The following is a 21,878-nucleotide window of genomic DNA, read 5'->3' as shown; positions in this document are numbered from 1 at the left end:
GGGGATGATGGCCGGATGAGTCGACTTGTTGTGATATCCAACCGCCTTGCCGACCCGCGCAAGGCGGCTGCAGGTGGCCTTGCGGTTGCGTTGGGCGAGGCCCTCAACCAGACCGGAGGGCTGTGGTTTGGCTGGAGTGGTACCGTGGTCGAGGGCGGCACGCCCGGCGAAGGCGAGCTGCACACCCGCCACGCCGGCCCCGTGACTCTGGCCACCGTGGACCTGTGCCGCGAAGACCATGATGCCTACTACCAGGGCTACAGCAACAGCGTGCTGTGGCCGGTGTTCCACTACCGGCTGGACCTGGCCGACTTCAACGCCAGCTACATCGCGGGCTACCGGCGGGTGAACCAGATGTTCGCGCGCAAGCTGCTGCCGCTGTTGCGCGAAGACGACATCATCTGGGTGCACGACTACCACCTGATCCCGCTGGCTGCCGAGCTGCGCGCCATGGGCTGCCGCCAGCGCATCGGCTTCTTCCTGCACATCCCCATGCCGCCGCCGCTGATCATGGCGGCCATCCCACAGCACGAATGGTTGATGCGCTCGCTGTTCGCCTACGACCTGGTAGGCCTGCAGAGCGAGGCCGACGTCTCGCACTTCACGCGCTATGTGCGCAACGAGGGCAGTGCCGAGGAAGTGGGCGCCCAGCGCCTGCGCGCCTTTGGCGGCACGGTGCAGGTGCAGGCCTTTCCCATCGGCATCGATGTGGACGAGTTCACCCGCCTCGCCCAGGCGCCCGATGCCGTGGAAACCTACGAGAACATGCGCGACGAGTATTCGCGCCGCCGGCTGCTGCTGGGCATCGACCGGCTCGACTATTCCAAAGGCATACCGCACCGCGTGCGCGCCTACCGCGAGCTGCTGGACCGCTACCCCGAGAACCGCAACAGCGCCACGATGATCATGATCGCCTCGCCCTCGCGCGACGACGTGCATGCCTACTCGGACCTGCGCCAGGAGCTCGAAGGCCTGTGCGGATCGGTCAACGGCGACTACGGCGAACTCGACTGGATGCCCGTGCGCTACATCCACCGCACGGTGGCACGCAAGCGGGTGCCCGGCCTGTGCCGCGCCGCGGCCGTGGGCCTGGTCACGCCGTTGCGCGACGGCATGAACCTGGTGGCCAAGGAATACGTGGTGGCGCAAGACCCCGAAGACCCGGGCGTGCTGGTGCTTTCGCGCTTTGCGGGCGCGGCCGAGCAGTTGAAGGAAGCGCTGCTCGTGAACCCCTACGACACCCAGGGCACGGCCGACAGCATCCAGCACGCGCTGCAGATGCCGCTGGCCGAGCGCCAGGCGCGGCACGGCAAGCTCATGGCGCGCATCCGCGAGCACGATGTGCACTGGTGGCGCAAGGCCTTCCTGCAAGCCTTGCAGGAGGCCGGGGACTGACAGCCCTCAAATAAACTTGGCGATCAGGCTGGCTACAAAGCTCAGCAGCAAGGTGGATGCGAGCGGAATGTCCCACTCGCGCCCCCTCCATCGAAAGCGCAGATCGCCCGGCAGCTTGCCGAAACCGATGCGGCGCAGCATGGGCGAGAGCCAGCTGATGAACATCAGCGCAAGAAAGACGACGAGAAACCAGCGGAGCATGCCCCGAGTGTAGGCGCCTACCTGGAAACGCCCCAGCGGCGGACGGTGAGCCTTTCGAGCGTATGGAAGCCCAGGCTCTCGACCGCCAGACCGATCAGGATAACCAGCACCAGCCCCGCGAACACCTTGTCGGTGTAGAGCTCGTTGCGGTTCTGGAAGATGTACCAGCCCAGGCCGCCCTTGCCCGACGATGCGCCGAACACCAGCTCGGCCGCGATCAGCGTGCGCCAGGCAAAGGCCCAGCCGATCTTCAGGCCCGACAGGATGGAGGGCAGCGCGGCCGGCACCAGGATCTGCAGCACGTAGCGGATACCGGTGAGGCCATAGTTTCGGCCGGCCATGCGCAACGTCTCGGGCACGGACTGGAATCCCGCGTAGGTGTTGAGCGCCAGCGGCCACAGCACCGAATGGACCAGCACGAACACCAAGCTGCCCTGCCCCAGGCCGAACCACAGCAGCGCCAGCGGCAGCAGTGCAATGGCCGGCAGCGGGTTGAACATGGAGGTCAGCGTGGACAGCAGGTCGCGCCCGAACTGCGTGGACACGGCCAGCGTGGTGAGCAGGAACGCCCCCAGGATGCCCGCGAAGTAGCCCTTGAGCAGCACCGACAGCGAGATCGCCGTCTTGGCGATCAGCTCGCCCGAGGCCAGGCCCTCCACCAGCGCCTTGGCGGTCTGCAGAAAGGTGGGCAGCAGCAGGTCGTTGTCCTGCCAGCGCGCCACCACCTCCCACAGCACGGCCAGCACCGCCAGGATCACGAGCTTGCGCATCCAGGCTTGCTGCCAGATGCGCGCCCCCAGCGGCAGCGGCTGCACGGGCGCGATGCCGCCCAGCGGCTCCAGGCTGCGCTCGAACTCGGGGCGCACGGGAGGGGTCAGCAGGGAGGGGGCGCTCATACGGAGATCTGGAAAGGCAGCGAACCTGCGGGCCGCTGGGGGAGGATGAGCGGCACACCACCCTGGCGGCCGGGCGCCAGGGTCTCGGCATCGGCCTGCACGGACCCCGGCACGGCCGCCGCACCGGGTTCATCGAACAGCAGCCGGTGGATGCGCTGGGCCGTGGCCTGGAAGTCGGCCCCGCCCAGGCTGTGCAGCCCGAACTGGTGGCTGTTGAGCTCGGCGCGCAGCCGCCCCGGGTGTGGCGAGAGGATGGCGATGCGGTTGCCCACCACCAGCGCCTCTTCAATGGAGTGGGTGACGAAGATCAGCGTGAAGCGGAACTCGTCCCACAGCGAGAGCAGTTCTTCCTGCATGCGCCGGCGTGTGAGGGCGTCGAGTGCTGCAAAAGGCTCGTCCATCAACAGCACCTGGGGCTGCATGGCCAGCGCGCGGGCAATCGCCACGCGCTGCTTCATGCCGCCCGAGAGCTGGTGCGGGTGCGCGTCGGCGAACTTGGACAGCCCCACCTTGTCGATGTAGAGCGCCGCGCGTTCGGCCGCCTCCTTGCGGCCCACGCTGCGCGAGGCCAGCAGCGGGAACATCACGTTCTCGCGCACCGTTTTCCACGGCGGCAGCTGATCGAACTCCTGGAACACCACCACCCGGTCGGGCCCGGGCCGCGTGACGGCGCGGCCGTCGAGCAGGATCTGCCCCTCGCTGGGTGCGATGAAGCCGGCAATGGACTTGAGCAGGGTGGACTTGCCGCAGCCCGAGGCGCCCAGCAGCACGAAGCGGTCGCCCGCATGCACGTCGAAGCCCACGCGGTGCGTGGCACGCACCACGCGCTCACGCGTGCGGTAGTCGATGCTCACGCCCTGCACCTGCAGCAGCGCTGCGCAAGAATTGGCGGGAACGGCCGCATTGCCCTCGGTCAGGCCTTGGACCTGCGCCTCTTGTTCCAGCGCCGCACGCTCGCTCTGCAGCGGCGGCGAGAAGGGGCCCAGCCGGATGGTGTGCTCGCTCATGCCCGCATGGCCCTTCAGTTGCCCGACGCGGTGTGCGCGTCGTCGAAGAAGTAGTCCTTGAGCGCGGTGGGCTGGTTCTTGATGGCGCCCACGCGGTGCAGGAACTGGCCCATGCCCAGCGTGTTCTCGGGGCGCACCTTGAACTGCACCTCGGGGTTCTGGATGATCTTGAGCAGCAGCGCGCGGTCGGTATTGCCGCCTGCCACCTTGAGGTAGATGTCGGCCGCTTTCTCGGGGTTGGCGGCGACGAACTTGGCCGCCTCGTCGAGCGCGTCGACGAAGGCCTTGTAGGTCTTGGGGCTCTCGTTGCGGAATTTCTCGGTGGCGTAGAGCACGGTGGCCGAGGCGGGGCCGCCCAGCACGTCGTACGAGTTGAGCACGATCTTCGCCTTGGGGTTGCCGGCCAGCTCCTGCTCCTGGAAGGGCGGGTTGCCGAAGTGGCCTGTGATCTCGGTGCCGCCCTTGATGATGGCCGCCGCCGCATCGGGGTGCGGCAGTGCCACCTGGAGCTTGTCCAGGCGGTTGAACTCCTTGTCGCCCCAGAGCTTGGCCGAAGCCATCTGCAGCACGCGCGACTGCACCGAGACCCCTACGGCCGGCAGCGCGATGCGGTCCTTGTCGGTGAAGTCGGCAATGGTCTTCACCGCCGGGTTGTTGCTCACCAGGTAGTAGGGAAAGTTGCCCAGCGACGCCACGCCCTTGACGTTCTGGCGGCCCTTGGTGCGGTCCCACAGCGTGAACAGCGGGCCCACGCCGGCACCGGCGATGTCGATATTGCCCGACAGCAGCGCGTCGTTGACGGCGGAGCCGCCCGACAGCTGCAGGAACTCCACCTTGATGTCCACACCCGCGGCCTTGCCGTGCTTTTCGATCAGCTTCTGTTCCTGCGCCACATTGAGCAGCAGGTACACGACGCCGAACTGCTGCGCAATGCGCAGCTGGCCTTCGGCCGCATGGGCCGTGGCGCTCAGCCCGCCGGCCAGCAGCCCGGCGGTGGCCAGGGCGGCGATGGTCTTGCGCACGATGCGGCGGCGGGTGGTCTGGAACATGGTCATGGGTACTGTGCAGTCAAAGATGGAAAACAAGGGATGGCGTCAGCGGCGAATCAGAAGGGCAAGTCGCCCTCGATGGTGGTCCGGTACAGCTTCCGACGCTCGCTGTCCGGCGTGCCGGCCGCCAGATGGGTCACCGAGCGGTTGTCCCAGAACACCAGGTCGTGCGGCTGCCACTGGTGGCGGTAGGTGAACTCGGGGCGCACGCTGGCGGCGAACAGTTGGGCCAGCAGGGCCTGGCTTTCGTCTTCAGGCAGACCCACGATGCGCGTGGTGAAGTGCTCGCTCACGAACAGCGCCTTGCGGCCCGTCTCGGGGTGGGTGCGCACCACGGGGTGGATGGAGGGCGCCACCTCGTCGATCTGCGCCTGGGTGAGCTTCGGGCGCCAGGGGCTGCGCGCGCGCAGTTCCTCGTACTTGGCCAGGTAGCTGTGCTCGGCCTTGAGCGACGCGATGCGGACCTTCAGATCTTCGGGCAGCGCATCGTAGGCAGCGTGCTGGTCGGCGAACAGGGTGTCGCCCCCCTCGCCCGGCAGCTCCTGCGCGTGCAGCAGCGAGCCCAGGCTGGGCTTGTCCTTGTACGACAGGTCCGAATGCCAGTAGTGGCCGGCATCGCCCAGGCCGATGGGCTGGCCGGCGGCATCCTTGACGTTGGAGACGATCAGGATCTCGGGGTGGCCCGCCAGCTGGAAATTCTTGAGCACATGGATCTGCAGCGGCCCGAAGCGGCGGCTGAAATCGACATGCTGCTGCGGCGTGATGCGCTGGTCGCGAAACACCAGCACATGGTGGTCCAGGTGCGCGCGGTGGATGCGCGCGAAATCCTCCCGGCCCAGCGGGCGCGACAGGTCCAGGCCCAGCACCTCGGCCCCCAGGGGACCGGCTGCGCCCTCGATGGAGCGGATCACCAGACCTTGCGGTGGTGCGTCGGCCTGGCTGGCGAACGAAGAGGCGGATGCAGATGAAAGAACGGCCGACATGGGGAACCTCGTGGGAATCTGGGCCTGTGTGCCCTGAAGTCAGCACTCTAGGTGCCTGGCTTTATTCTGAGAACGAATGTTTTTTCAGTTGTTAACAACCAAATCAGCTAAGACTGGATCACCTGTCCGATGGCACATCCCTTGCAATGGCATGCATCATTGCCAAAGGCCACCCCATTCACAACCGATGCCTGCGACCTACCACCACACCATCCAGGGCCACCGCTGGCAGTTCGGCGACCTGCGCGAAGTGATGGCCAAAGCCACGCCCGCGCGCTCGGGCGATGCGCTGGCCGGCATCGCGGCCGGCTCGGCGGTGGAGCGCATGGCCGCGCGCATGTGCCTGGCCGACGTGCCGCTGGCGCGTTTCCTGAACGAAGCACTGGTGCCCTACGAGAGCGACGAGGTCACCCGCCTGATCATCGACACGCACGATGCCGCAGCCTTTGCACCCATCGCGCACCTGACGGTGGGCGGGCTGCGCGACTGGCTGCTGGCGGCCGATACGGCCGCGCTCACCGCCGTGGCCCCCGGCCTCACGCCCGAGATGGTGGCCGCCGTGAGCAAGCTCATGCGCAACCAGGACCTGGTGGCCGTGGCGCGCCGGTGCCGCGTGGTCACGCGCTTTCGCAACACCATCGGCCTGCCGGGCCACCTGGCCGTGCGCCTGCAGCCCAACCACCCGACCGACGACCTGCGCGGCATCGCGGCCTCCATGGTCGACGGCCTGCTTTACGGCGCGGGCGACGCGGTGATCGGCATCAACCCGGCCACGGACAGCATTGCCGCCCTCACCGGGCTGGTGCACATGCTCGATGGCGTGGTCTCCACGCTGCAGATCCCCACGCAATCGTGCGTGCTCACGCATGTGACCAACACCGTGCAGATGATCGAACAGGGCGCGCCGGTGGACCTGGTGTTCCAGTCCATTGCCGGCACCGAGAAGGCCAATGCGGGCTTCGGCATCCACCTCGCGCTGCTGCGCGAGGCGCGCGAGGCCGCCCTGTCCCTCAAGCGCGGCACGCTGGGCGACAACGTGATGTACTTCGAGACGGGCCAGGGCAGCGCGCTGTCGGCCAACGCCCACCACGGCGTGGACCAGCAGACCTGCGAGGCGCGCGCCTACGGCGTGGCACGCGCGTTCTCGCCGCTGCTCACCAACACGGTGGTGGGCTTCATCGGGCCCGAGTACCTGTACGACGGCAAGCAGATCATCCGCGCTGGACTGGAAGACCATTTCTGCGGCAAGCTGCTCGGTGTGCCGCTGGGCTGCGACGTCTGCTACACCAACCATGCCGAGGCCGATTCGGACGACATGGACACGCTGATGACGCTGCTGGGCGTGGCGGGACTGACCTTCATCATGGGCGTGCCCGGGGCCGACGACATCATGCTCAACTACCAGAGCACCTCGTTCCACGACGCGCTCTACCTGCGCGAAGTGCTGGGCCTGCAACGCGCCCCCGAGTTCGACGCCTGGCTGCAGCGCATGCACCTGGCTGACGATGCGGGTCGGCTGCTGCCCGCCGCGCAGCAGCAGGCCGCCATTGCCCGGCTGCGGCAGATAGGCATGCGCGCATGAACCACCCCGCCCCCGCTACCGGCCCGCTGCCCGACCCCTGGGGCGACCTGCGCGCCCACACGGCCGCGCGGCTGGCACTGGGGCGCTCAGGCACGGCCATCCCCACGCGCGAACTGCTCGACTTCGGCCTGGCCCATGCCCAGGCGCGCGATGCCGTGCACCTGCCGCTCGATGCCGATGCGCTGGCCACAAAACTGGCCGCCCTGGGCTGCACCACGCTGCGCGTGGCCAGTGCCGCGCCCGACCGCGCCACCTACCTGCTGCGCCCCGACCTGGGCCGGCGCCTGGACGCAGCCGACGCGCGGCGGCTCGGCGATGCACCACAGACAGGCTGCGATCTGCTGCTGGTCGTGGCCGATGGCCTCTCGGCGCTGGCCATCGAGCGCAACGCCATGCCCCTGGTGCAGGCCATCGTGCAAGGCACCCCGCAGGGCTGGCACATGGGGCCCGTGGCCATCGCCACCCAGGCGCGCGTGGCGCTGGGCGACGAGGTGGGCGCGCTGCTGGGCGCGCGCATGGTGGCCGTGCTGATCGGCGAGCGCCCGGGCCTGAGCTCGCCCGACAGCCTGGGCATCTACCTCACCTGGCAGCCCCAGGTGGGCCGCAGCGATGCACAGCGCAACTGCATCTCCAACGTGCGCACCGAAGGCCTGGCGCCGGCGGCTGCGGCGGCGCGCCTGTGGTGGCTGTGCGAGGAAGCCAGGCGCCTGGGCCTTACCGGCATCGGCCTCAAGGACCGCAGCGATGCAGTCACTCTGGAGGCCGTTCCCTCCGGAGGCCAGTTGGCCGGTCGCTGACGCGCGCGCGCCTTCCTACCAACTTTCGCTGCTTTCGATATTGCCGAATGTTTCGGCAGCTTGGATATCGGTTTTCCTTGGTTCGCAGACTGTCGCTGCGTCCGCAGAATCCGGCGCTCCCCCCCACTGCTGGAGCCTGCCCGTGAGCGCGACCTCGTCCCCTTCCAATATCGATACCTCCTTCGGCAACCTGCGCATCCGCCGCGTGGCCGGCAGCCTGGGCGGCGAAGTCCTGGATTTCAAGCTCTCGGGTGAACTCGATGGCGCCACCGTCGCCGACCTCACCGCCGCCCTGGTGCAGCACAAGGTGCTGTTCTTCCGCGGCCAGGCGCACCTGGATGACGCCAGCCACCAGGCCTTTGGCGCCTTGCTGGGCAAGACGGTGGCCCACCCTACCGTGCCCTCGCCCACGGGCACGCGCATCTTCGAGCTCGACGCCTCCAAGGGCGGCGGGCGTGCCGATTCGTGGCACACCGACGTGACCTTTCTCGATGCCTTCCCCAAGTACGGCATCCTGCGCGGCGTGAAGATCCCGGCTTATGGCGGCGACACGGTGTGGGCCAACACGGCGGCTGCCTATGCGCGCCTGCCCGAAGACCTCAAGCGCCTGGCCGACGGCCTGTGGGCCTTGCACAGCAACGACTACGACTACGGCGCCGAACGCGTGGTGGTCGAGGAAGAGCGCCTGAACCACCACCGCAAAGTCTTCGTCTCGGCCGTGTACGAGGCCGAGCACCCTGTCGTGCATGTGCACCCGGTATCGGGTGAGCGCGCGCTGCTGCTGGGCCACTTCGTCAAGAAGATCGCAGGTTTCTCCAGCACCGAATCGGCGCGCCTCTTCGAGATTTTGCAGAACCGCGTGATCCGCCTGGAGAACACCGTCCGCTGGCAGTGGCAGCAGGACGACGTGGCCATCTGGGACAACCGCGCCACCCAGCATTTCGCGATCAACGACTACGGCAACCAGGCCCGCCTGGTGCGCCGCGTCACCGTACATGGCGACCCAGCCGTGGCCGTGGACGGCCGCAGGAGCCGCACGCGCACGCGCCCCGAAGCCACCAACGACGCACAGATCGACACACTGATCACCGCTACAGCCTGACGCCACGGAAGCAATGCCATGACCCAACGACGCCAATTGCTCCAGGCCGCATCGGCCCTGGGCGCCACAGCCCTGCTGCCCGGCTTTGCCCATGCCCAGAGCGGTGCCAAGAAATTCCAGGGCGTGACCCTGAACGTCTCGACCTTCAGCGCGGCCTACCCCAAGCTGCTGCAGCAGTACCTGCCCGAGTTCGAGGCGCTCACGGGCGCCAAGGTGAACTTTGACTCCCCGTCGTTCCCGGTCTACAACCAGCGTGCCGACCTGGAGCTGTCCACCAAGGGCTCGGCGTACGACGTGGTCAACGTGACCTTCATCTACTCGAGCCGCTGGATCAACTCGGGCTGGCTCACCCCGCTCGACGACTTCATCAAGAACCCCAACTTCACCCCCGCCGACTGGGACGTGAACGACTTCCTGCCCGGCGCCCGCGCGCCCGAGACCGGCAAGGACGGCAAGCTCTACGGCATCCCCTGGACGGCGGAGGCGCTGCTGTCCGCCTCGTCGCGCTTCGACCTGGTGCAGCAGGCGGGCCTGGCCTACCCCGACACCACGGACGACCTGGTCAAGGTGCTGCGCGCCGTGAACAAGAAGGAGCGCGTGGCGGGCTTCGTATCCGACAGCCACTACGGCTGGACCTTCGTGCCCTACCTGCACGCCTTTGGGGGCGACGTGTTCCGCAAGGCGCCCGACGACCTGTACCCCACGCTCGACACGCCCGAGGCGATTGCCGCGGCCGAGTACTACGCCAGCCTGCTGCGCGAATTCGGGCCCGATGGTGCCATCACCTATACGCCCGACCAGGTGACCCAGGCGCTCAAGCTCGGCCGCGTGAATTTCACCGATGCGGGCCAGCTGCACCTGGCACAACTCGGTGACGCAGCCACCAGCAAGACCATCAAGACGCTGAAGTTCGGCCAGGTGCCCAAGGGCCCGGCCGGGCGCTTCCCGGGCACGGCCGTGCATGGCCTTGGCATTCCGACAGGCTCGAAGAACAAGGAGGCCGCCTGGGCCTTCATCCAGTGGGCGCTGTCCAAGCAGACCACGCGCAAGGCGGTGCTGGCGGGCTACGGTTCGCCCGCGCGCCGCTCGGACATCGACTCCAAGGAGTTCCGCGCCAAGCAGGTCATCAACGGCAACGACCTGGCGCAGCTGGCGCTCGACTCGATCGAGCTGGCCTCCAAGACCGGGCACATGAAGTACCGCACCGTGTCGGTCTACCCGCAGGTGGACCAGCAGCTCAACAAGGCGATCGCGCTGATCGCGTCGGGCCAGGCCAGCGCCAAGCAGGCGCTGCAGCAGGCCCAGGCGCAGTCGATCACCGAGCTCAAGCGCGCCGGGCAGAACCTGTGAGGGGCGGCCGTGAGCACCCTGGCCACACCCACCGGCGTGGGCTGGGAGGCCGCGCGCCGGCGCGCCTTCCTCTGGGGCCTGCTGCCCTCGCTGGCGGTGCTGCTGCTCATCACGCTTGCGCCGGCCACGGCGCTGCTGGTGGCCAGCTTCACGCCGCTGAGCCTGACGGATGCGGCCGCCACCTTCCACTTCAAGGACCCGCTGTTCAACTACCGCCACCTGCTGGAGGACGAGCGCTTTTTGCGCTCCATCGCCACGCAGCTCAAGCTGTCGGCCTCCAGCGTGGTGCTGCAGCTGGCGGTGGGCCTGGGCCTGGCGCTGCTGCTCAACGGGCGCTCGAAGCTGCTGGGCGCTACGCGCACGGTGTTCCTGATCCCCATGGTGCTGCCGCCCATCGTGGTGGCGCTGATCTGGAAGATCATGTACACGCCCGACGTGAGTCCCCTGCACCGCGCGCTGGAGGCCGTGGGCCTGCCCGTGCGCTCGCTCATCGCCAACCCGGACACGGCCCTGTGGGCCATCTCCATCGCCGATACCTGGCAGTGGTTTCCGTTCACCATGCTGATGGTGCTGGCCACCTTGCAGATGGTGCCCGACGAACCGCTGGAAGCCGCCAGCCTGGACGGTGCCAACCGCTGGCAGCTGTTCATCTACATCGTGTTTCCCTACATCCGGCCGGTGCTGGTGGTGTGCGGGCTGTTCCGGCTGATCGACAGCTTCAAGGCCTTTCCGCTGATCTATGTGCTGACCGACGGCGGCCCGGGCACGGTGACCGAAGTGACCAACTACTACGGCTTCATCCAGGCCTTCAACTTTTCCTACTGGGGCTATGCCAGCGCCATCGCGATGGTGATCCTCGCGGGCGTGTTCGCGCTCAGCTGGCTGGTGGGCCGACTGGGATGGAACGACCATGACCACAAGCGCTGACGCCACCCTGCCCCTGCTGGCACCACCCACTGCTGCCGCCTTGCCGCTGCCCGCCACGCGACGCGCCAGCTGGCTGCGCCGCCATGCGCGCGGCCTGGTGGCCATCGTCCTGTTGCTGGTGGTGATGTTCCCCTTCCTGTGGCTGGTGCAACTGGCCTTCAAGCCCGGGGCGGAGATCTTCGAGGACAGCCTGCTCTTCGTGCCCACGCTGGAAGGCTTTCGCAGCCTGCTGCAGGGCAACTTCCTCAAGTCGTTCTGGAACAGCCTGGCGGTGAGCACCCTGTCCACCGGCCTGTCGCTGCTGATCGGCGTGCCCGCCGCCTATGCGCTCACGCGCTGGCAATTCAAGTGGCGGCGCCATGTGGCGCTGTGGATCCTGGTGACGCGCATGGCACCGCCCATCGCCTTCACCATCCCGTTCTTCCTGGCCTACCGCTGGCTGGGCCTGCAGGACACCATCGCTGGCCTGGCCATCGTCTACCTCACGTTCAACCTGGCCATCGTGATCTGGCTCATGCAGACCTTCTTCGAGGCCGTGCCCACGGCCCTCGAAGAGGCCGCCTACATCGACGGCTGCGGCGTGTGGCAGGCCTTTTGGCGCATCACGCTGCCGCTGGCCTCGCCCGGGCTGGCGGCCACGGCCGTGCTGTGCTTCATCTTCTCGTGGAACGATTTCTTCTACGCCCTCATCCTCACGCGCACCAACGCCGTCACCGCGCCCGTGGCCATCGTCAACTTCCTGCAGTACGAAGGCTGGGAGTGGACCAAGATCGCCGCCAGCGGCACGCTGGTGATGTTCCCCGTGGTGATCTTCACGGTGCTGGTGCGCACCTACCTCGTCCGCGGCCTGACGGCTGGCGGCGTCAAGGACTGACCAACATGGCCGCCCTCTCCCTCCACCAGATCGTCAAGCACTACGGCGCCACGCCCGTGATCCACGGCGTGGACATTGCCATCCAGGACGGCGAATTCGTCGCCCTGGTCGGCCCCTCCGGATGCGGCAAGTCCACGCTGCTGCGCGCCATCGCGGGGCTCGAAGCCATCACCAGTGGCGAGATCCGCCTGGGCGGGCGGGTGATCGACGACGTGGCGCCCAAGGACCGCAACATCGCCATGGTGTTCCAGAACTACGCGCTCTACCCGCACATGACGGTGGCACAGAACCTGGGCTTCTCGCTCAAGCTGCAGGGCGAGGACAAGGCGCAGATCCGGCGCCGGGTGGGTGAGGTGGCGGCCATCCTGGGCCTGGAACAACTGCTGGACCGCACGCCGCGCCAGCTTTCGGGCGGGCAGCGCCAGCGCGTGGCCATGGGTCGCGCCATCGTACGCCAGCCTGACGCCTTTCTGTTCGACGAGCCCCTGTCCAACCTCGACGCCAAATTGCGCGTGCAGGTGCGCACCGAGATCAAGGCCCTGCACCAGCGCCTGCGCACCACCACGGTCTACGTCACGCACGACCAGGTGGAGGCCATGACGCTGGCTGATCGCATCGTGGTGCTCAAGGAGGGCGTGGTCGAGCAGGTGGGCGCGCCACTCGAGTTGTACGACCGGCCAGCCAACGCCTTTGTGGCGGGCTTCATCGGCTCGCCGGCCATGAACTTCATTCCCGGCCGGCTGCACCTGGACGGCGCGGCGCGCGTGGTGACCGACGATGGCCTGCACCTGCCCCTGGCCCAGCCCCCGCAAGGGCGCCACGGCGACAGCGTGCTCTACGGCGCACGCCCCGAGCATTTTGCGCTGGAGACCAGTGGCGGCGGACTGGCTGCGCAGGTCAGGGTGGTAGAGCCCACCGGCTCGGAAACCCAGGTCGCCGTGCGGCTGGCGGGTGGGCATGACATCCTGGCGGCCTTTCGCGACCGCATCGATGTGCGGCCAGGCGATGCGCTGTGGCTGCAGCCCGTGGCCGCGCAAGCGCACCTTTTCGACGCCGCCAGCGGGGCCCGCCTGAACTGATCCGGCGCCTCAGAGGCGGTGCGAGCGATCGCCCTGGGCAAAGCCCATGGGCTCCCAGGCATCCCCTACGCCCAGGGCGATGACCTTGAACAGCTCGCCCATCTCGTGCTCCATGATGAGCTTGGCGGCGGTGGCGCGCGAAAGCGGCGGCAGCTCCACCAGGCGCTGGGCCAGCCCGCAGTTGATGAGGAAGTGCGCCTGCGTGGTATAGCCCAGCACGCTCATGCCCGCGTCCTGCGCGGCCAGCGCCATGGCCGTGAAATTGACGTGGGCGGTGATGTCCTTGCGGCCCACGTCCACCAGCGGGTCGCCATCGGCCAGGTGGCCCTGGTGGCACATCACCGTGCCCATGTGGCGCTGGGGGTGGTAGTACTCGCTCTCGCCAAAGCCGTAGTCCAGCAGGAACACCGCGCCGCGCGCGAGGTGCTCGGCCAGGGTGCGGACGAAGCCCTCGCCCTGCGTGTGGATCTCGGTCAGGTAGTCCTGAGGGCCCTCCACCTCCACCGGCGGGCGCAGGTCCGTGGCCTGGTCGGCCCAGGTGAAGGCGCCTTCATGCAGTGCCACACCGCGCTCGTGCCATACGCCCCCGTGCTGGCCACCATGGCGCGCCAGCAATTGCACGGGCATGGCATCGAGCACTTCGTTGCCGACCACCACGCCCTCGAAACGCTCGGGCAGCGCATCCACCCACTGCACCTTGTGCGCGTGTGGCGCCAGCAGCGCCTGCTGGCGCGCGCGCAGGCTACCCGACAGGTCGACGATGGTGTAGCGCTGCACGCGGTCGCCCAGGGCGTCGAGCAGTTGCAGCGCCAGCGCGCCGGAGCCGGCGCCGAACTCCCAGACCTCGCTGGTACCGGTTTGCTCGAACGCCTCGGCCACCTGCACGGCCAGGGTCTGGCCGAACAGGGGCGTGAGCTCGGGCGCGGTCACGAAGTCGCTGCCCGACCCGGGCAGCAGGCCGAACTTGGCCGAATCGTTGGCGTAATAGCCCAGGCCCGGCGTGTACAGGGCCAGGGCCATGAACTGGTCGAAACCGATCCAGCCGCCCGCGGCGGTGATGGCGTCGGCGATATGCGCCTGCAAGGCGGTCGTTAAACTGTCGGGTGTTTTCTTCGTCGTCACGGCCCGCATTGTCCCTCATGCCCCCTTCCCCCCGCCCCCGTACGGTGCTCGTCACCGGTGCCGCCAAGCGCCTGGGCCGCAGCATTGCGCTGGCGCTGGCGGCCGGCGGCTGGCAGGTGGCCGTGCACTACCGCAGTTCCGAAGAGGATGCCATCGCCACGGCGGCCGAGTGCGCGCGCCTGTCCTCGAACCCCAGCGCGCATTTCGATGGTGATTTCGACGACGAGGCCGCCGTGCGCGCCCTGGTGCCGCGCGTGGTGGAACGCTTCGGCACGCTCGATGCCGTGGTCAACAACGCCTCGCTGTTCGAGCACGACAACGCCGCCACACTGGGCTTTGCCAGCCTGGAAAAGCACCTGCGCAGCAACGCCGGCGCCCCGGTGCTGCTGGCCCAGGCCCTGCACGAACACCTGCAGGCGCGCGCCGCCGCGGGCGAGGCCGATGCCCAGGGCGCCGTGGTCAACCTGCTCGACCAGAAGCTCTGGAACCAAAACCCCGACTTCATGAGCTACACGCTGTCCAAGGCGGCGCTGGAAGCGGCCGGCACCATGCTGGCCCTGGCGCTGGCGCCGCGCGTACGGGTGGTGGGCGTGGCCCCGGGCCTCACGCTCACGAGCCACATGCTCAGCGACGAGAAATTTGCCCAATTGCACAGCCTGAGTCCGCTGGGCCGCTCGTCCACGCCCGAGGACGTGGCAGCCACCGTGCGCTTTGCGCTGGAGAACCGCTCCCTCACCGGCACCACGCTGATGGTGGACGGCGGCCAGCACCTGATGAAGTTCGAGCGCGATTTTTCGCTGATGTGAGCGGGCCCGCGCCCGCACAGGACAAACTCCATGACGACCACCCACGCCACCGGCACCCAGATCCTCACGCTCACCGGCCTGCGCTTCGACGCCAACCTGGGCATCCTCTCGCACGAGAAGACCGATCCCCAGCCCATCCAGGTGGACGCCGAGCTGAGCCTGGGCGCCCAGCCGCTGTCGCCGCGCGACGACGACATCCTGCACGTGCTGGACTACCGCAAGGTGCGCCAGATCATCATCGACGAATGCCGCGCCGAGCACGTGAACTTGCTCGAGAGCCTGATCGGCAAGCTCGCCAACCGCCTGATGCAGCTGCCCGGCGTGCTGGGCGTGCGCGTGAAGATTGCCAAGCTGGAGATCTTCGACGATTGTGAAGTGGCGATTCGCATAGAAACCGGGCAGTGGTGAGCGGCTACCACGGCTGAAGACAGGGGAAGAAAAAAGGGCTGTGGTAGCTGACCACGGCCCTTTCACCTCCGGCCGGAAAACCCAGGCTATCTCAATGAAGCCTGGAGCCCTTGGGCAGCCTCTTGGCCAGCCATTCGTGCACATCCGCACGCACGTTGCGCCCGTCGAGCAGGAAGGACTCGTAGCGGCTGGGCACGTAGGGCAGGTACAGCAGGCGCATGCCGGCCTCTTCGGGCAGGCGGTCGGCCTTGTAGCCATTGCAGCCGGCACACGCCGCCACCAGGTTGGTCCACGAGGTGGCACCGCCGCGCGACTGCGGAACGATGTGCTCGCACTGCAGCGCCTCTTCGCCAAACACACCGCCGCAGTAGGCGCAGGTGTGGCGGTCACGGCGCAGCAGGCGGCGCTTGGTGAGCCCCGGCACCACGTCAAAGAGGTTGATCCGGGAGACGCCGCGTAGCGCGATGATGGGCGCAATCTCCAGCACCGACTGGCGACCCGTTGCCGCATTGTGCCCGCCACGCAATGTGGCCAGGGCTTCGAGGCCGGCATCCCAGGCCACAGCGCCGCTGGCGTAGTGCACGGCGGCCTGCTCCAGCGGCATCCACGACTGCGGCGTGCCGTGCAGGTCCAGCTGCAGCACGCGCGGCGTGGGTGACTGGTGCTTTCGGGTGGAGGTTTCGGGTTCGGTGCGGGGCATGGTGCTTCCTTTCTTGCTTTCTTGGCAATGCAGGGCGCAGCCGCCCAGCCAAGCGCACGCCCCGGTTCAACAACAACCGTCAGTCAATGGCAAAAACGGGCGTTCATCGGCAATCGATGGACGCCCTGGTGAATGCAGTGGGGCAGGCTGCGGGCGCACGAGCGCGCACGCCGCTACCACTCGCCGACCTCGCGCACGCGCTGGTCGAGGTCCATGTGCTCCAGCCTGCGGGTGGCAGGAACAGCACGGACGGCCGCACGGGGCAAACGGGCACGCACGGATGCCAGGCGGGCCAGCCAGCCAGCGAGGCCGGAACGGCGCCGTGAGGCACCGGGGGAAAAGGAATGCTGGATGGCCATGGTGGTCTCCTGAAGGGTGATGGGATGGATGGAACGAAGTGGGTGGGTTGATGAAAAGGGGCAGACCGGGGAGGGATCGAACCTCCGAATGGCGGAATCAAAATCCGCTGCCTTACCACTTGGCGACCGGTCAACAAAAGGGGAAAAAGGAAAGGTGAGGGAGCCGCAGACAGGAGTCGAACCTGCAATCCCCGATCAAAAAATCAGGCGCCCCATCCGACAGGGCTGCTACGGCATGCCTGGCCATGGCCAGGAAAGAAAAAGATTGGCACGCGCGGAAGGAGTCGAACCCTCAACCGTCGGATTTGGAGGCCGGTGCTCTGCCAGTTGAGCTACACGCGTAGAAAACGAAGAACGAAATACCAGGCGCTCCTGCCGGAGCGCATCTCCATTTCGGTTGTGTCTTCACGCGACCACAGTTCCAATGAAACCGCGCATGCACGTCGCTGCACTGGGTGATCAATCCCAGCACATCCCGCCGGGCCGCGCATGCGGCCGGGTCCGGCGGTGAAAGCAAAGGCACACCCGAAATGGAGAGAGGCTTGGGGGTGCGTCGCACGCCGGCCTCTCTGCCTTCGATGGGCAGGCCAGCCATGGCTCCGGTGGAGCGTGGCCGCCTGCAGCAAACTTTTAAGGAACGGGGGTCCCCGGTGGGTCGATGCCCTGGGGGCAGCGCAAGCGCTGCGAAAAAGGTGAAAAGGAAAAAGAAGCGGCAATGAAAAAGGCCCGGAACCACTGGTTGCCGGGCCTCTGCTGGAGAGATCGGGAGGGAGAACGCTCTGGGGGCTACTGCCCTGCGTTGCAACCTCCGCCCGGTGGTGGAGCGGTATCCTCGAAACCATTGCCCAGCCACTGCGGCTGGTTGCCATTGCCCTGCAAATACGCACTGAATGCCATGCGCTGCTGCGACGCCAGTCGTTTGGCCAGGGAGGGCATGGACGCCCGATGGACATGGAACAGCGACGACCCGCGCACGGCCACGGCGCCCTGGCAGGGGCGGCGGAGGATGGCGGTGCGGGCGGCGTTCACGGTGGGCTTTCGGCGAAGAGTGGTTCGGTGGTGTGTTAGGGGTGAGGACACGGAGTCCTGATGGATGGGTAATGTAAATAGTCTTTACGACATGGTCAACACCCGGCACAATCTTCTTTCGCGTTTGTTGTTTTTTCCGTTGTGACCCAGCCTTCTCCCACCATCGTCCGCCGCACCAATGTGCTGGCGTTGCACCGTCTTTTTCTCGAACAGCAGATCGCCGCCGGCAAACCCGCCAAGGGCCTGGACCAGGCGTTTGCCGCCTCGCTCGAGATCTCGCCCAGCATGTGGAGCCAGATCAAGAGTTCCCGCCCCATCGGCAACACGCTGGCACGCCAGATCGAGCGCCACGCGCGGGTGGACACCGGCTGGCTCGACACGGAGCACGCGGCGGAGCATCCAGACCCTGCAGAAGAGCGCTTCCTGGCTCTGGCGCGGGAGGCATGGCGCGCCGCCAACGCCAAAGGCAAGCGCGAGCTGCGGCTATGGCTGGCCGAGCGGGTGGCGCCCCCGGCCGACCCGGCCGCGCCCCGGGATGCCGAGCCATCGGCCGCGGAAAACTAGCGCCTCGGCCCCACAGAAACCGGCCTGGAGAGCCCACCCCAGCCCATGGAGGGGCCGTTTCACCGACAATTGGGGGCTATCGACAGCTTTTTTGGCCCGCGCGCGCCCAATCCGGGCGCCCGGCGGGCACCGCTTTCACCAGATCCCCGAGAGTCCCCCTTCCATGAGCGCAGTGATCAACGAAACCACCCAGGCCGGCTGGACCGCCGAGCCCCCCGAACTGGCAGCCGCCGATGTGGCGGCGGCCTCGGGCCCTGCGCGCCTGAAGATCGAGCGCGAGGCCCATAAGCTCGAAAAGCGCCTGTGCCGCGAGGTGGGCAAGGCGATTGTCGACTTCAACATGATCGAAGAAGGCGACAAGGTCATGGTCTGCATGTCCGGCGGCAAGGACAGCTATGCCCTCCTGGACATCCTGATCAAGCTCAAGGCGCGCGCCCCCATCCATTTCGACCTGGTGGCCGTGAACCTGGACCAGAAGCAGCCCGGCTTTCCCGAGCATGTGCTGCCCGAATACCTGGCCAGCACCGGCGTGCCCTTCCACATCGAGAACGAGGACACCTACAGCATCGTCAAGCGCCTGATCCCCGAGGGCAAGACCACCTGCAGCCTGTGCAGCCGCCTGCGCCGGGGCATCCTGTACCGCGTGGCCGACGAGCTGGGCTGCACCAAGATCGCGCTGGGCCACCACCGCGACGACATTTTGCAGACCCTGCTGCTCAACATGTTCTTCGGCGGCAAGATGAAGAGCATGCCGCCCAAGCTGGTAAGCGACGACGGCCGCCACGTGGTGATCCGCCCCCTGGCCTACGTGGCCGAGAAGGACACCACGCGCTGGGCCGCGCAGCGCAATTTCCCCATCATCCCCTGCAACCTGTGCGGCAGCCAGGAGAGCCTGCAGCGCAAACAGGTGGGCGAGATGCTGCGCGAGTGGGAAAAGAAATTCCCCGGCCGCGTGGAGAACATGTTCAACGCGCTGCAGAACGTGGTGCCCTCGCACCTGCTCGATGGCAGCCAGTACGACTTCAAGAATGCACGCGCCACCGGCGTGGCCAATGAGGACGGCGACAAGGCCTTCGACAAGGAAGAGTTTTCGGCACCGAGCCCCTCGTTGCCCGGCGTGCAGGTGGTGCAGCTGTCGTGAACCTCGGCGCAGGATCGCACTCCAAGATGGTCACATCTAGGGAGATTGCCATGACCCGTCGCTGGATTCCTGCCCTGCTGCTCAGCGCCGCAGCGGCCACCCTGGCCGGCTGCAGCACCACCCGCGTGGTGGAAGGCCAGGTGCAGAGCTTTTCCACCCTGGCGGCCGTGCCCAGCCCGGCCACCTACCGCATCGACCGCCTGCCCTCGCAGCAGACCCCGGGCTTCGACGCCATTGCCGCACTGGCCGAACAGTCGCTGGCCCGCGCCGGGCTGCAGCGCGACGATGCAGCGCCCAAGCTGCTGGTGCAGGTGGGCGTGCAGGCGGGCACGGTGCCGCGCTATGACCCCTACTGGCCCTATGGCCCCCATGGCTTCTACGGCCCCTACCGCGGCTACGACGGCTGGGGCTATGGCGGCTGGTATGGCCGCGGCTGGGGTGTGGGTGGCCTGTGGCGCATGGGCGAGCCCACGCCGCTGCACCGCCGCGCCGTGAGCCTGGTGATGCGCGACGCCACCACGCAGGCCACGGTGTACGAGACCTCGGCCGTGCACGAGGACGTGTGGGTCGCCGATCCCGCCGTGTTCGGCATCCTGCTCGATGCGGCCCTGTCCGGCTTCCCTCAACCGCCCGCCGGCCCGCGCCAGGTGCGCATTCCCTTCGCGCCACCACCCTGATCCCACCTGAATGCAAGCCACCCGCATCATTGCCGTACGCCATGGCGAAACCGCCTGGAACGTCGACACCCGCATCCAGGGCCACCTGGACATTCCCCTGAACGAGACCGGCCAGTGGCAGGCACAGCAGTTGGCACAGGCCCTGGCGGGCGAGTCCATCGACGCCATCTACGCCAGCGACCTGCAACGCGCCTATGCCACTGCCCAGGCCGTGGCCGACGCCACGGGCGCGCCCATTACGCCCGAGACCGGCCTGCGCGAGCGCAGCTTCGGCCATTTCCAGGGCCGCACATTCGCCGAGATCGAGGCCGAGCTGCCCGAAGACGCGCGGCGCTGGCGCAAGCGTGACCCCGATTACGTACCCGAAGGCGGCGAATCGCTGGTGATGCTGCGCGAGCGCATCGAGCGCACGGTGTTCGCGCTGGCCGAAAAGCACCCCGGCGAGCAGGTGCTGATGGTGGCGCATGGCGGCGTGCTCGACGTGCTGTACCGCCTGGCCACGCGCCAGGAGATCCAGGCACCGCGCACCTGGCAGCTGTCCAACGCGGCCATCAACCGCCTGCTCTGGACGCCCGACGGCCTCACGCTGGTCGGCTGGGCCGATACCCAACACCTGGACGACGCGGCCCGCGATGAAAGCATTACCTGAAGCCTTGCGCGCCAGCATCGGCGCGCGGGTGGACTTGATCGACACCCCTGCCCTGGTGGTGGACCTGGACGCCATGGAGCGCAATATCCAGCGCATGGCCGAGTTCGCGCGCAAGCACCGGGTGCGCTGGCGCCCGCACGCCAAGATGCACAAGAGCGCCGAACTGGCCCTCTTGATGCAGCAGGCCGGCGCTCAGGGCGTATGCGTGCAGAAGGTGGCCGAGGCCGAGGCCCTGGCCGCCGGGGGCGTGAACGACATCTACATCAGCAACCAGGTGATCGCCGGTCCCAAGCTGCTGCGCACAGCGCGGCTGGCGGCCCAGTTGTCGGCCCGCGGCGGGCGCCTGGCGATTGCAGTGGACAGCCCCGAAGGCATCGAGCGCCTTGCCGAGGCCATGGCCCTGGCGGGCAGCGAGGCCGGCATCGACGTGTTCGTGGAGATCGACGTCGGCCAGGGCCGCTGCGGCGTGCCGCCGGGTGACGAGGCCGTGCCACTGGCCCAGGCCATCGTGCGCCACAGCGCCCGCCTGCGTTTCGCAGGCATCCAGGCCTACCATGGCCGCGCCCAGCACCTGCCGGGCACGGCCGAGCGGCGCGAGGCCATTGCCGGTGTGGTACGCGCGGCAGCCTACACCCGCCACCGCATAGAGGCTGCCGGCATACCCGTGCCGCTCATCACCGGCTCGGGCACGGGCACCCTGGTGCACGAGGCGGCCAGCGGGGTCTATGGCGAACTGCAGGCAGGCTCTTTCCTGTTCATGGATGCCGACTATGCGCGCAACGAACGCGAGCCGGCCCAGCCGAGCTTCGAGCACGCGCTGTTCATCAAGACGCAGGTGATCTCCGTGCGCGACGCCCATGCGGTGTGCGACGCGGGGCACAAGAGCCATGCCATCGACTCGGGCCTGCCCCTGGTGGCCATGCTGCCGCCCGAGCGCGCGCTGCGCTACGGCAACGGCGGCGACGAGCATGGGCTGCTCTACACCGAAAGCCCCAAGGCCCGCCTGCCGGCCCTGGGCCGCATGCTGTGGCTGATTCCGGGCCACTGCGATCCCACGGTGAACCTGCACGACCACCTGATCGGCGTGCGCGGAGGCCTCACGCTGGGCACGGTGGAGCGCATCATCAGGGTTGATGCCAGAGGCGCACTGACCTGATTGGGGCAAGAATCGGCGAAACATC

Annotated in this window: 24 protein-coding genes and 3 tRNA genes; 15 read left to right on the top strand and 12 right to left on the bottom strand. The window is 67.7% G+C overall.

The features are described 5' to 3' along the window. The first annotated feature begins 15 nt into the window (after positions 1–15). Positions 16–1,395, top strand: coding sequence for an alpha,alpha-trehalose-phosphate synthase (UDP-forming) (otsA, locus tag AC07X5_RS05090; protein ID WP_409962485.1), 1,380 nt, complete (start codon positions 16–18; stop codon positions 1,393–1,395). Between the two features lie 6 nt (positions 1,396–1,401). On the opposite strand, the gene AC07X5_RS05085 is transcribed toward otsA, so the two are convergent. The 5 genes from AC07X5_RS05085 to AC07X5_RS05065 are packed head-to-tail and all read right to left on the bottom strand — an operon-like array spanning position 1,402 to position 5,531. Further along, positions 1,402–1,596, bottom strand: coding sequence for a DUF2905 domain-containing protein (locus AC07X5_RS05085; RefSeq protein WP_184858876.1), 195 nt, complete (start codon positions 1,594–1,596; stop codon positions 1,402–1,404). A gap of 17 nt (positions 1,597–1,613) precedes the next feature. Then, the gene (locus AC07X5_RS05080) at positions 1,614–2,492 is read right to left on the bottom strand and encodes an ABC transporter permease (protein WP_494769256.1); all 879 of its coding nucleotides are present in this window, start codon (positions 2,490–2,492) and stop codon (positions 1,614–1,616) included. Further along, positions 2,489–3,499: an ABC transporter ATP-binding protein gene (locus AC07X5_RS05075; protein WP_494769255.1), complete on the bottom strand. Its 1,011-nt coding sequence runs from the start codon at positions 3,497–3,499 to the stop codon at positions 2,489–2,491. The genes AC07X5_RS05080 and AC07X5_RS05075 overlap by 4 nt, the downstream gene beginning before the upstream one ends. A gap of 14 nt (positions 3,500–3,513) precedes the next feature. Next, entirely contained in the window at positions 3,514–4,548 is a 1,035-nt protein-coding gene (locus AC07X5_RS05070; RefSeq protein WP_494769470.1) for an ABC transporter substrate-binding protein, read from the bottom strand. A 56-nt stretch (positions 4,549–4,604) separates the two neighbouring features. Beyond that, on the bottom strand, positions 4,605–5,531 hold the full coding sequence (locus AC07X5_RS05065; RefSeq protein ID WP_494769254.1) for a TauD/TfdA dioxygenase family protein: 927 nt from the start codon (positions 5,529–5,531) through the stop codon (positions 4,605–4,607). A gap of 187 nt (positions 5,532–5,718) precedes the next feature. Here AC07X5_RS05065 and AC07X5_RS05060 point away from each other — a divergent pair, with 187 nt between their 5' ends. From AC07X5_RS05060 to AC07X5_RS05030, 7 genes are all read left to right on the top strand, one after another. Then, positions 5,719–7,113, top strand: a complete 1,395-nt coding sequence (locus AC07X5_RS05060) for an ethanolamine ammonia-lyase subunit EutB (RefSeq protein ID WP_494769253.1) — start codon at positions 5,719–5,721, stop codon at positions 7,111–7,113. Further along, positions 7,110–7,910: an ethanolamine ammonia-lyase subunit EutC gene (eutC, locus tag AC07X5_RS05055; protein ID WP_494769252.1), complete on the top strand. Its 801-nt coding sequence runs from the start codon at positions 7,110–7,112 to the stop codon at positions 7,908–7,910. The genes AC07X5_RS05060 and eutC overlap by 4 nt, the downstream gene beginning before the upstream one ends. Before the next feature lie 142 nt (positions 7,911–8,052). Continuing rightward, positions 8,053–9,012 carry a TauD/TfdA dioxygenase family protein gene (locus AC07X5_RS05050; protein ID WP_409962473.1) on the top strand — a complete coding sequence of 320 codons (960 nt, stop codon included), beginning with the start codon at positions 8,053–8,055 and terminating at the stop codon, positions 9,010–9,012. Positions 9,013–9,030: 18 nt separating this feature from the next. Continuing rightward, on the top strand, positions 9,031–10,362 hold the full coding sequence (locus AC07X5_RS05045) for an ABC transporter substrate-binding protein (RefSeq protein ID WP_494769251.1): 1,332 nt from the start codon (positions 9,031–9,033) through the stop codon (positions 10,360–10,362). A gap of 9 nt (positions 10,363–10,371) precedes the next feature. After that, positions 10,372–11,289, top strand: a complete 918-nt coding sequence (locus AC07X5_RS05040) for a carbohydrate ABC transporter permease (RefSeq protein ID WP_494769250.1) — start codon at positions 10,372–10,374, stop codon at positions 11,287–11,289. Beyond that, a complete protein-coding gene (locus AC07X5_RS05035; RefSeq protein WP_494769249.1) occupies positions 11,273–12,163 on the top strand; it encodes a carbohydrate ABC transporter permease in 891 nt (296 codons plus the stop codon). The genes AC07X5_RS05040 and AC07X5_RS05035 overlap by 17 nt, the downstream gene beginning before the upstream one ends. Positions 12,164–12,168: 5 nt before the next feature. After that, positions 12,169–13,242 carry an ABC transporter ATP-binding protein gene (locus AC07X5_RS05030; protein ID WP_494769248.1) on the top strand — a complete coding sequence of 358 codons (1,074 nt, stop codon included), beginning with the start codon at positions 12,169–12,171 and terminating at the stop codon, positions 13,240–13,242. A gap of 9 nt (positions 13,243–13,251) precedes the next feature. Here the strand turns inward: AC07X5_RS05030 and AC07X5_RS05025 are convergent, their stop codons facing one another. Continuing rightward, positions 13,252–14,373: a class I SAM-dependent methyltransferase gene (locus AC07X5_RS05025; RefSeq protein WP_494769247.1), complete on the bottom strand. Its 1,122-nt coding sequence runs from the start codon at positions 14,371–14,373 to the stop codon at positions 13,252–13,254. Positions 14,374–14,381: 8 nt separating this feature from the next. Here AC07X5_RS05025 and AC07X5_RS05020 point away from each other — a divergent pair, with 8 nt between their 5' ends. After that, positions 14,382–15,170, top strand: a complete 789-nt coding sequence (locus AC07X5_RS05020) for an SDR family oxidoreductase (protein ID WP_494769246.1) — start codon at positions 14,382–14,384, stop codon at positions 15,168–15,170. A 30-nt stretch (positions 15,171–15,200) separates the two neighbouring features. Continuing rightward, a complete protein-coding gene (locus tag AC07X5_RS05015; protein WP_409962460.1) occupies positions 15,201–15,578 on the top strand; it encodes a dihydroneopterin aldolase in 378 nt (125 codons plus the stop codon). 91 nt (positions 15,579–15,669) lie between these two features. Here the strand turns inward: AC07X5_RS05015 and AC07X5_RS05010 are convergent, their stop codons facing one another. From AC07X5_RS05010 to AC07X5_RS04985, 6 genes are all read right to left on the bottom strand, one after another. After that, positions 15,670–16,278 (bottom strand): HNH endonuclease, encoded by a 609-nt coding sequence (locus AC07X5_RS05010; protein WP_409962458.1) that lies wholly within the window; start codon positions 16,276–16,278, stop codon positions 15,670–15,672. 173 nt (positions 16,279–16,451) lie between these two features. Then, on the bottom strand, positions 16,452–16,637 hold the full coding sequence (locus AC07X5_RS05005) for a short-chain dehydrogenase (protein WP_409962456.1): 186 nt from the start codon (positions 16,635–16,637) through the stop codon (positions 16,452–16,454). A 61-nt stretch (positions 16,638–16,698) separates the two neighbouring features. Next, a tRNA-Gln gene (locus AC07X5_RS05000) sits at positions 16,699–16,769 on the bottom strand. Positions 16,770–16,798: 29 nt separating this feature from the next. Continuing rightward, a tRNA-Lys gene (locus tag AC07X5_RS04995) sits at positions 16,799–16,872 on the bottom strand. A 31-nt stretch (positions 16,873–16,903) separates the two neighbouring features. Continuing rightward, a tRNA-Trp gene (locus AC07X5_RS04990) sits at positions 16,904–16,979 on the bottom strand. A gap of 444 nt (positions 16,980–17,423) precedes the next feature. Then, entirely contained in the window at positions 17,424–17,666 is a 243-nt protein-coding gene (locus tag AC07X5_RS04985) for a hypothetical protein (protein WP_409962454.1), read from the bottom strand. Positions 17,667–17,807: 141 nt separating this feature from the next. On the opposite strand from AC07X5_RS04985, the gene AC07X5_RS04980 reads away from it, so the two are divergent. The 5 genes from AC07X5_RS04980 (at position 17,808) to AC07X5_RS04960 (ending at position 21,853) form a co-directional block, all read left to right on the top strand. Then, complete coding sequence (locus AC07X5_RS04980) at positions 17,808–18,230, top strand: hypothetical protein (protein WP_494769245.1); 423 nt, start codon at positions 17,808–17,810, stop codon at positions 18,228–18,230. Positions 18,231–18,393: 163 nt separating this feature from the next. Further along, positions 18,394–19,371, top strand: coding sequence for a tRNA 2-thiocytidine(32) synthetase TtcA (ttcA, locus tag AC07X5_RS04975; protein WP_494769244.1), 978 nt, complete (start codon positions 18,394–18,396; stop codon positions 19,369–19,371). Between the two features lie 50 nt (positions 19,372–19,421). After that, the gene (locus tag AC07X5_RS04970; RefSeq protein WP_494769243.1) at positions 19,422–20,048 is read left to right on the top strand and encodes a DUF4136 domain-containing protein; all 627 of its coding nucleotides are present in this window, start codon (positions 19,422–19,424) and stop codon (positions 20,046–20,048) included. Positions 20,049–20,058: 10 nt separating this feature from the next. Continuing rightward, positions 20,059–20,697 carry a histidine phosphatase family protein gene (locus AC07X5_RS04965; RefSeq protein ID WP_494769242.1) on the top strand — a complete coding sequence of 213 codons (639 nt, stop codon included), beginning with the start codon at positions 20,059–20,061 and terminating at the stop codon, positions 20,695–20,697. Continuing rightward, a complete protein-coding gene (locus tag AC07X5_RS04960; protein ID WP_494769241.1) occupies positions 20,681–21,853 on the top strand; it encodes a DSD1 family PLP-dependent enzyme in 1,173 nt (390 codons plus the stop codon). The genes AC07X5_RS04965 and AC07X5_RS04960 overlap by 17 nt, the downstream gene beginning before the upstream one ends. Positions 21,854–21,878: the final 25 nt, after the last annotated feature.

Source organism: Acidovorax sp. GW458-11-26-14-TSB4, assembly GCF_059423865.1.
This window is presented reverse-complemented; position numbering and strand designations above follow the sequence as displayed.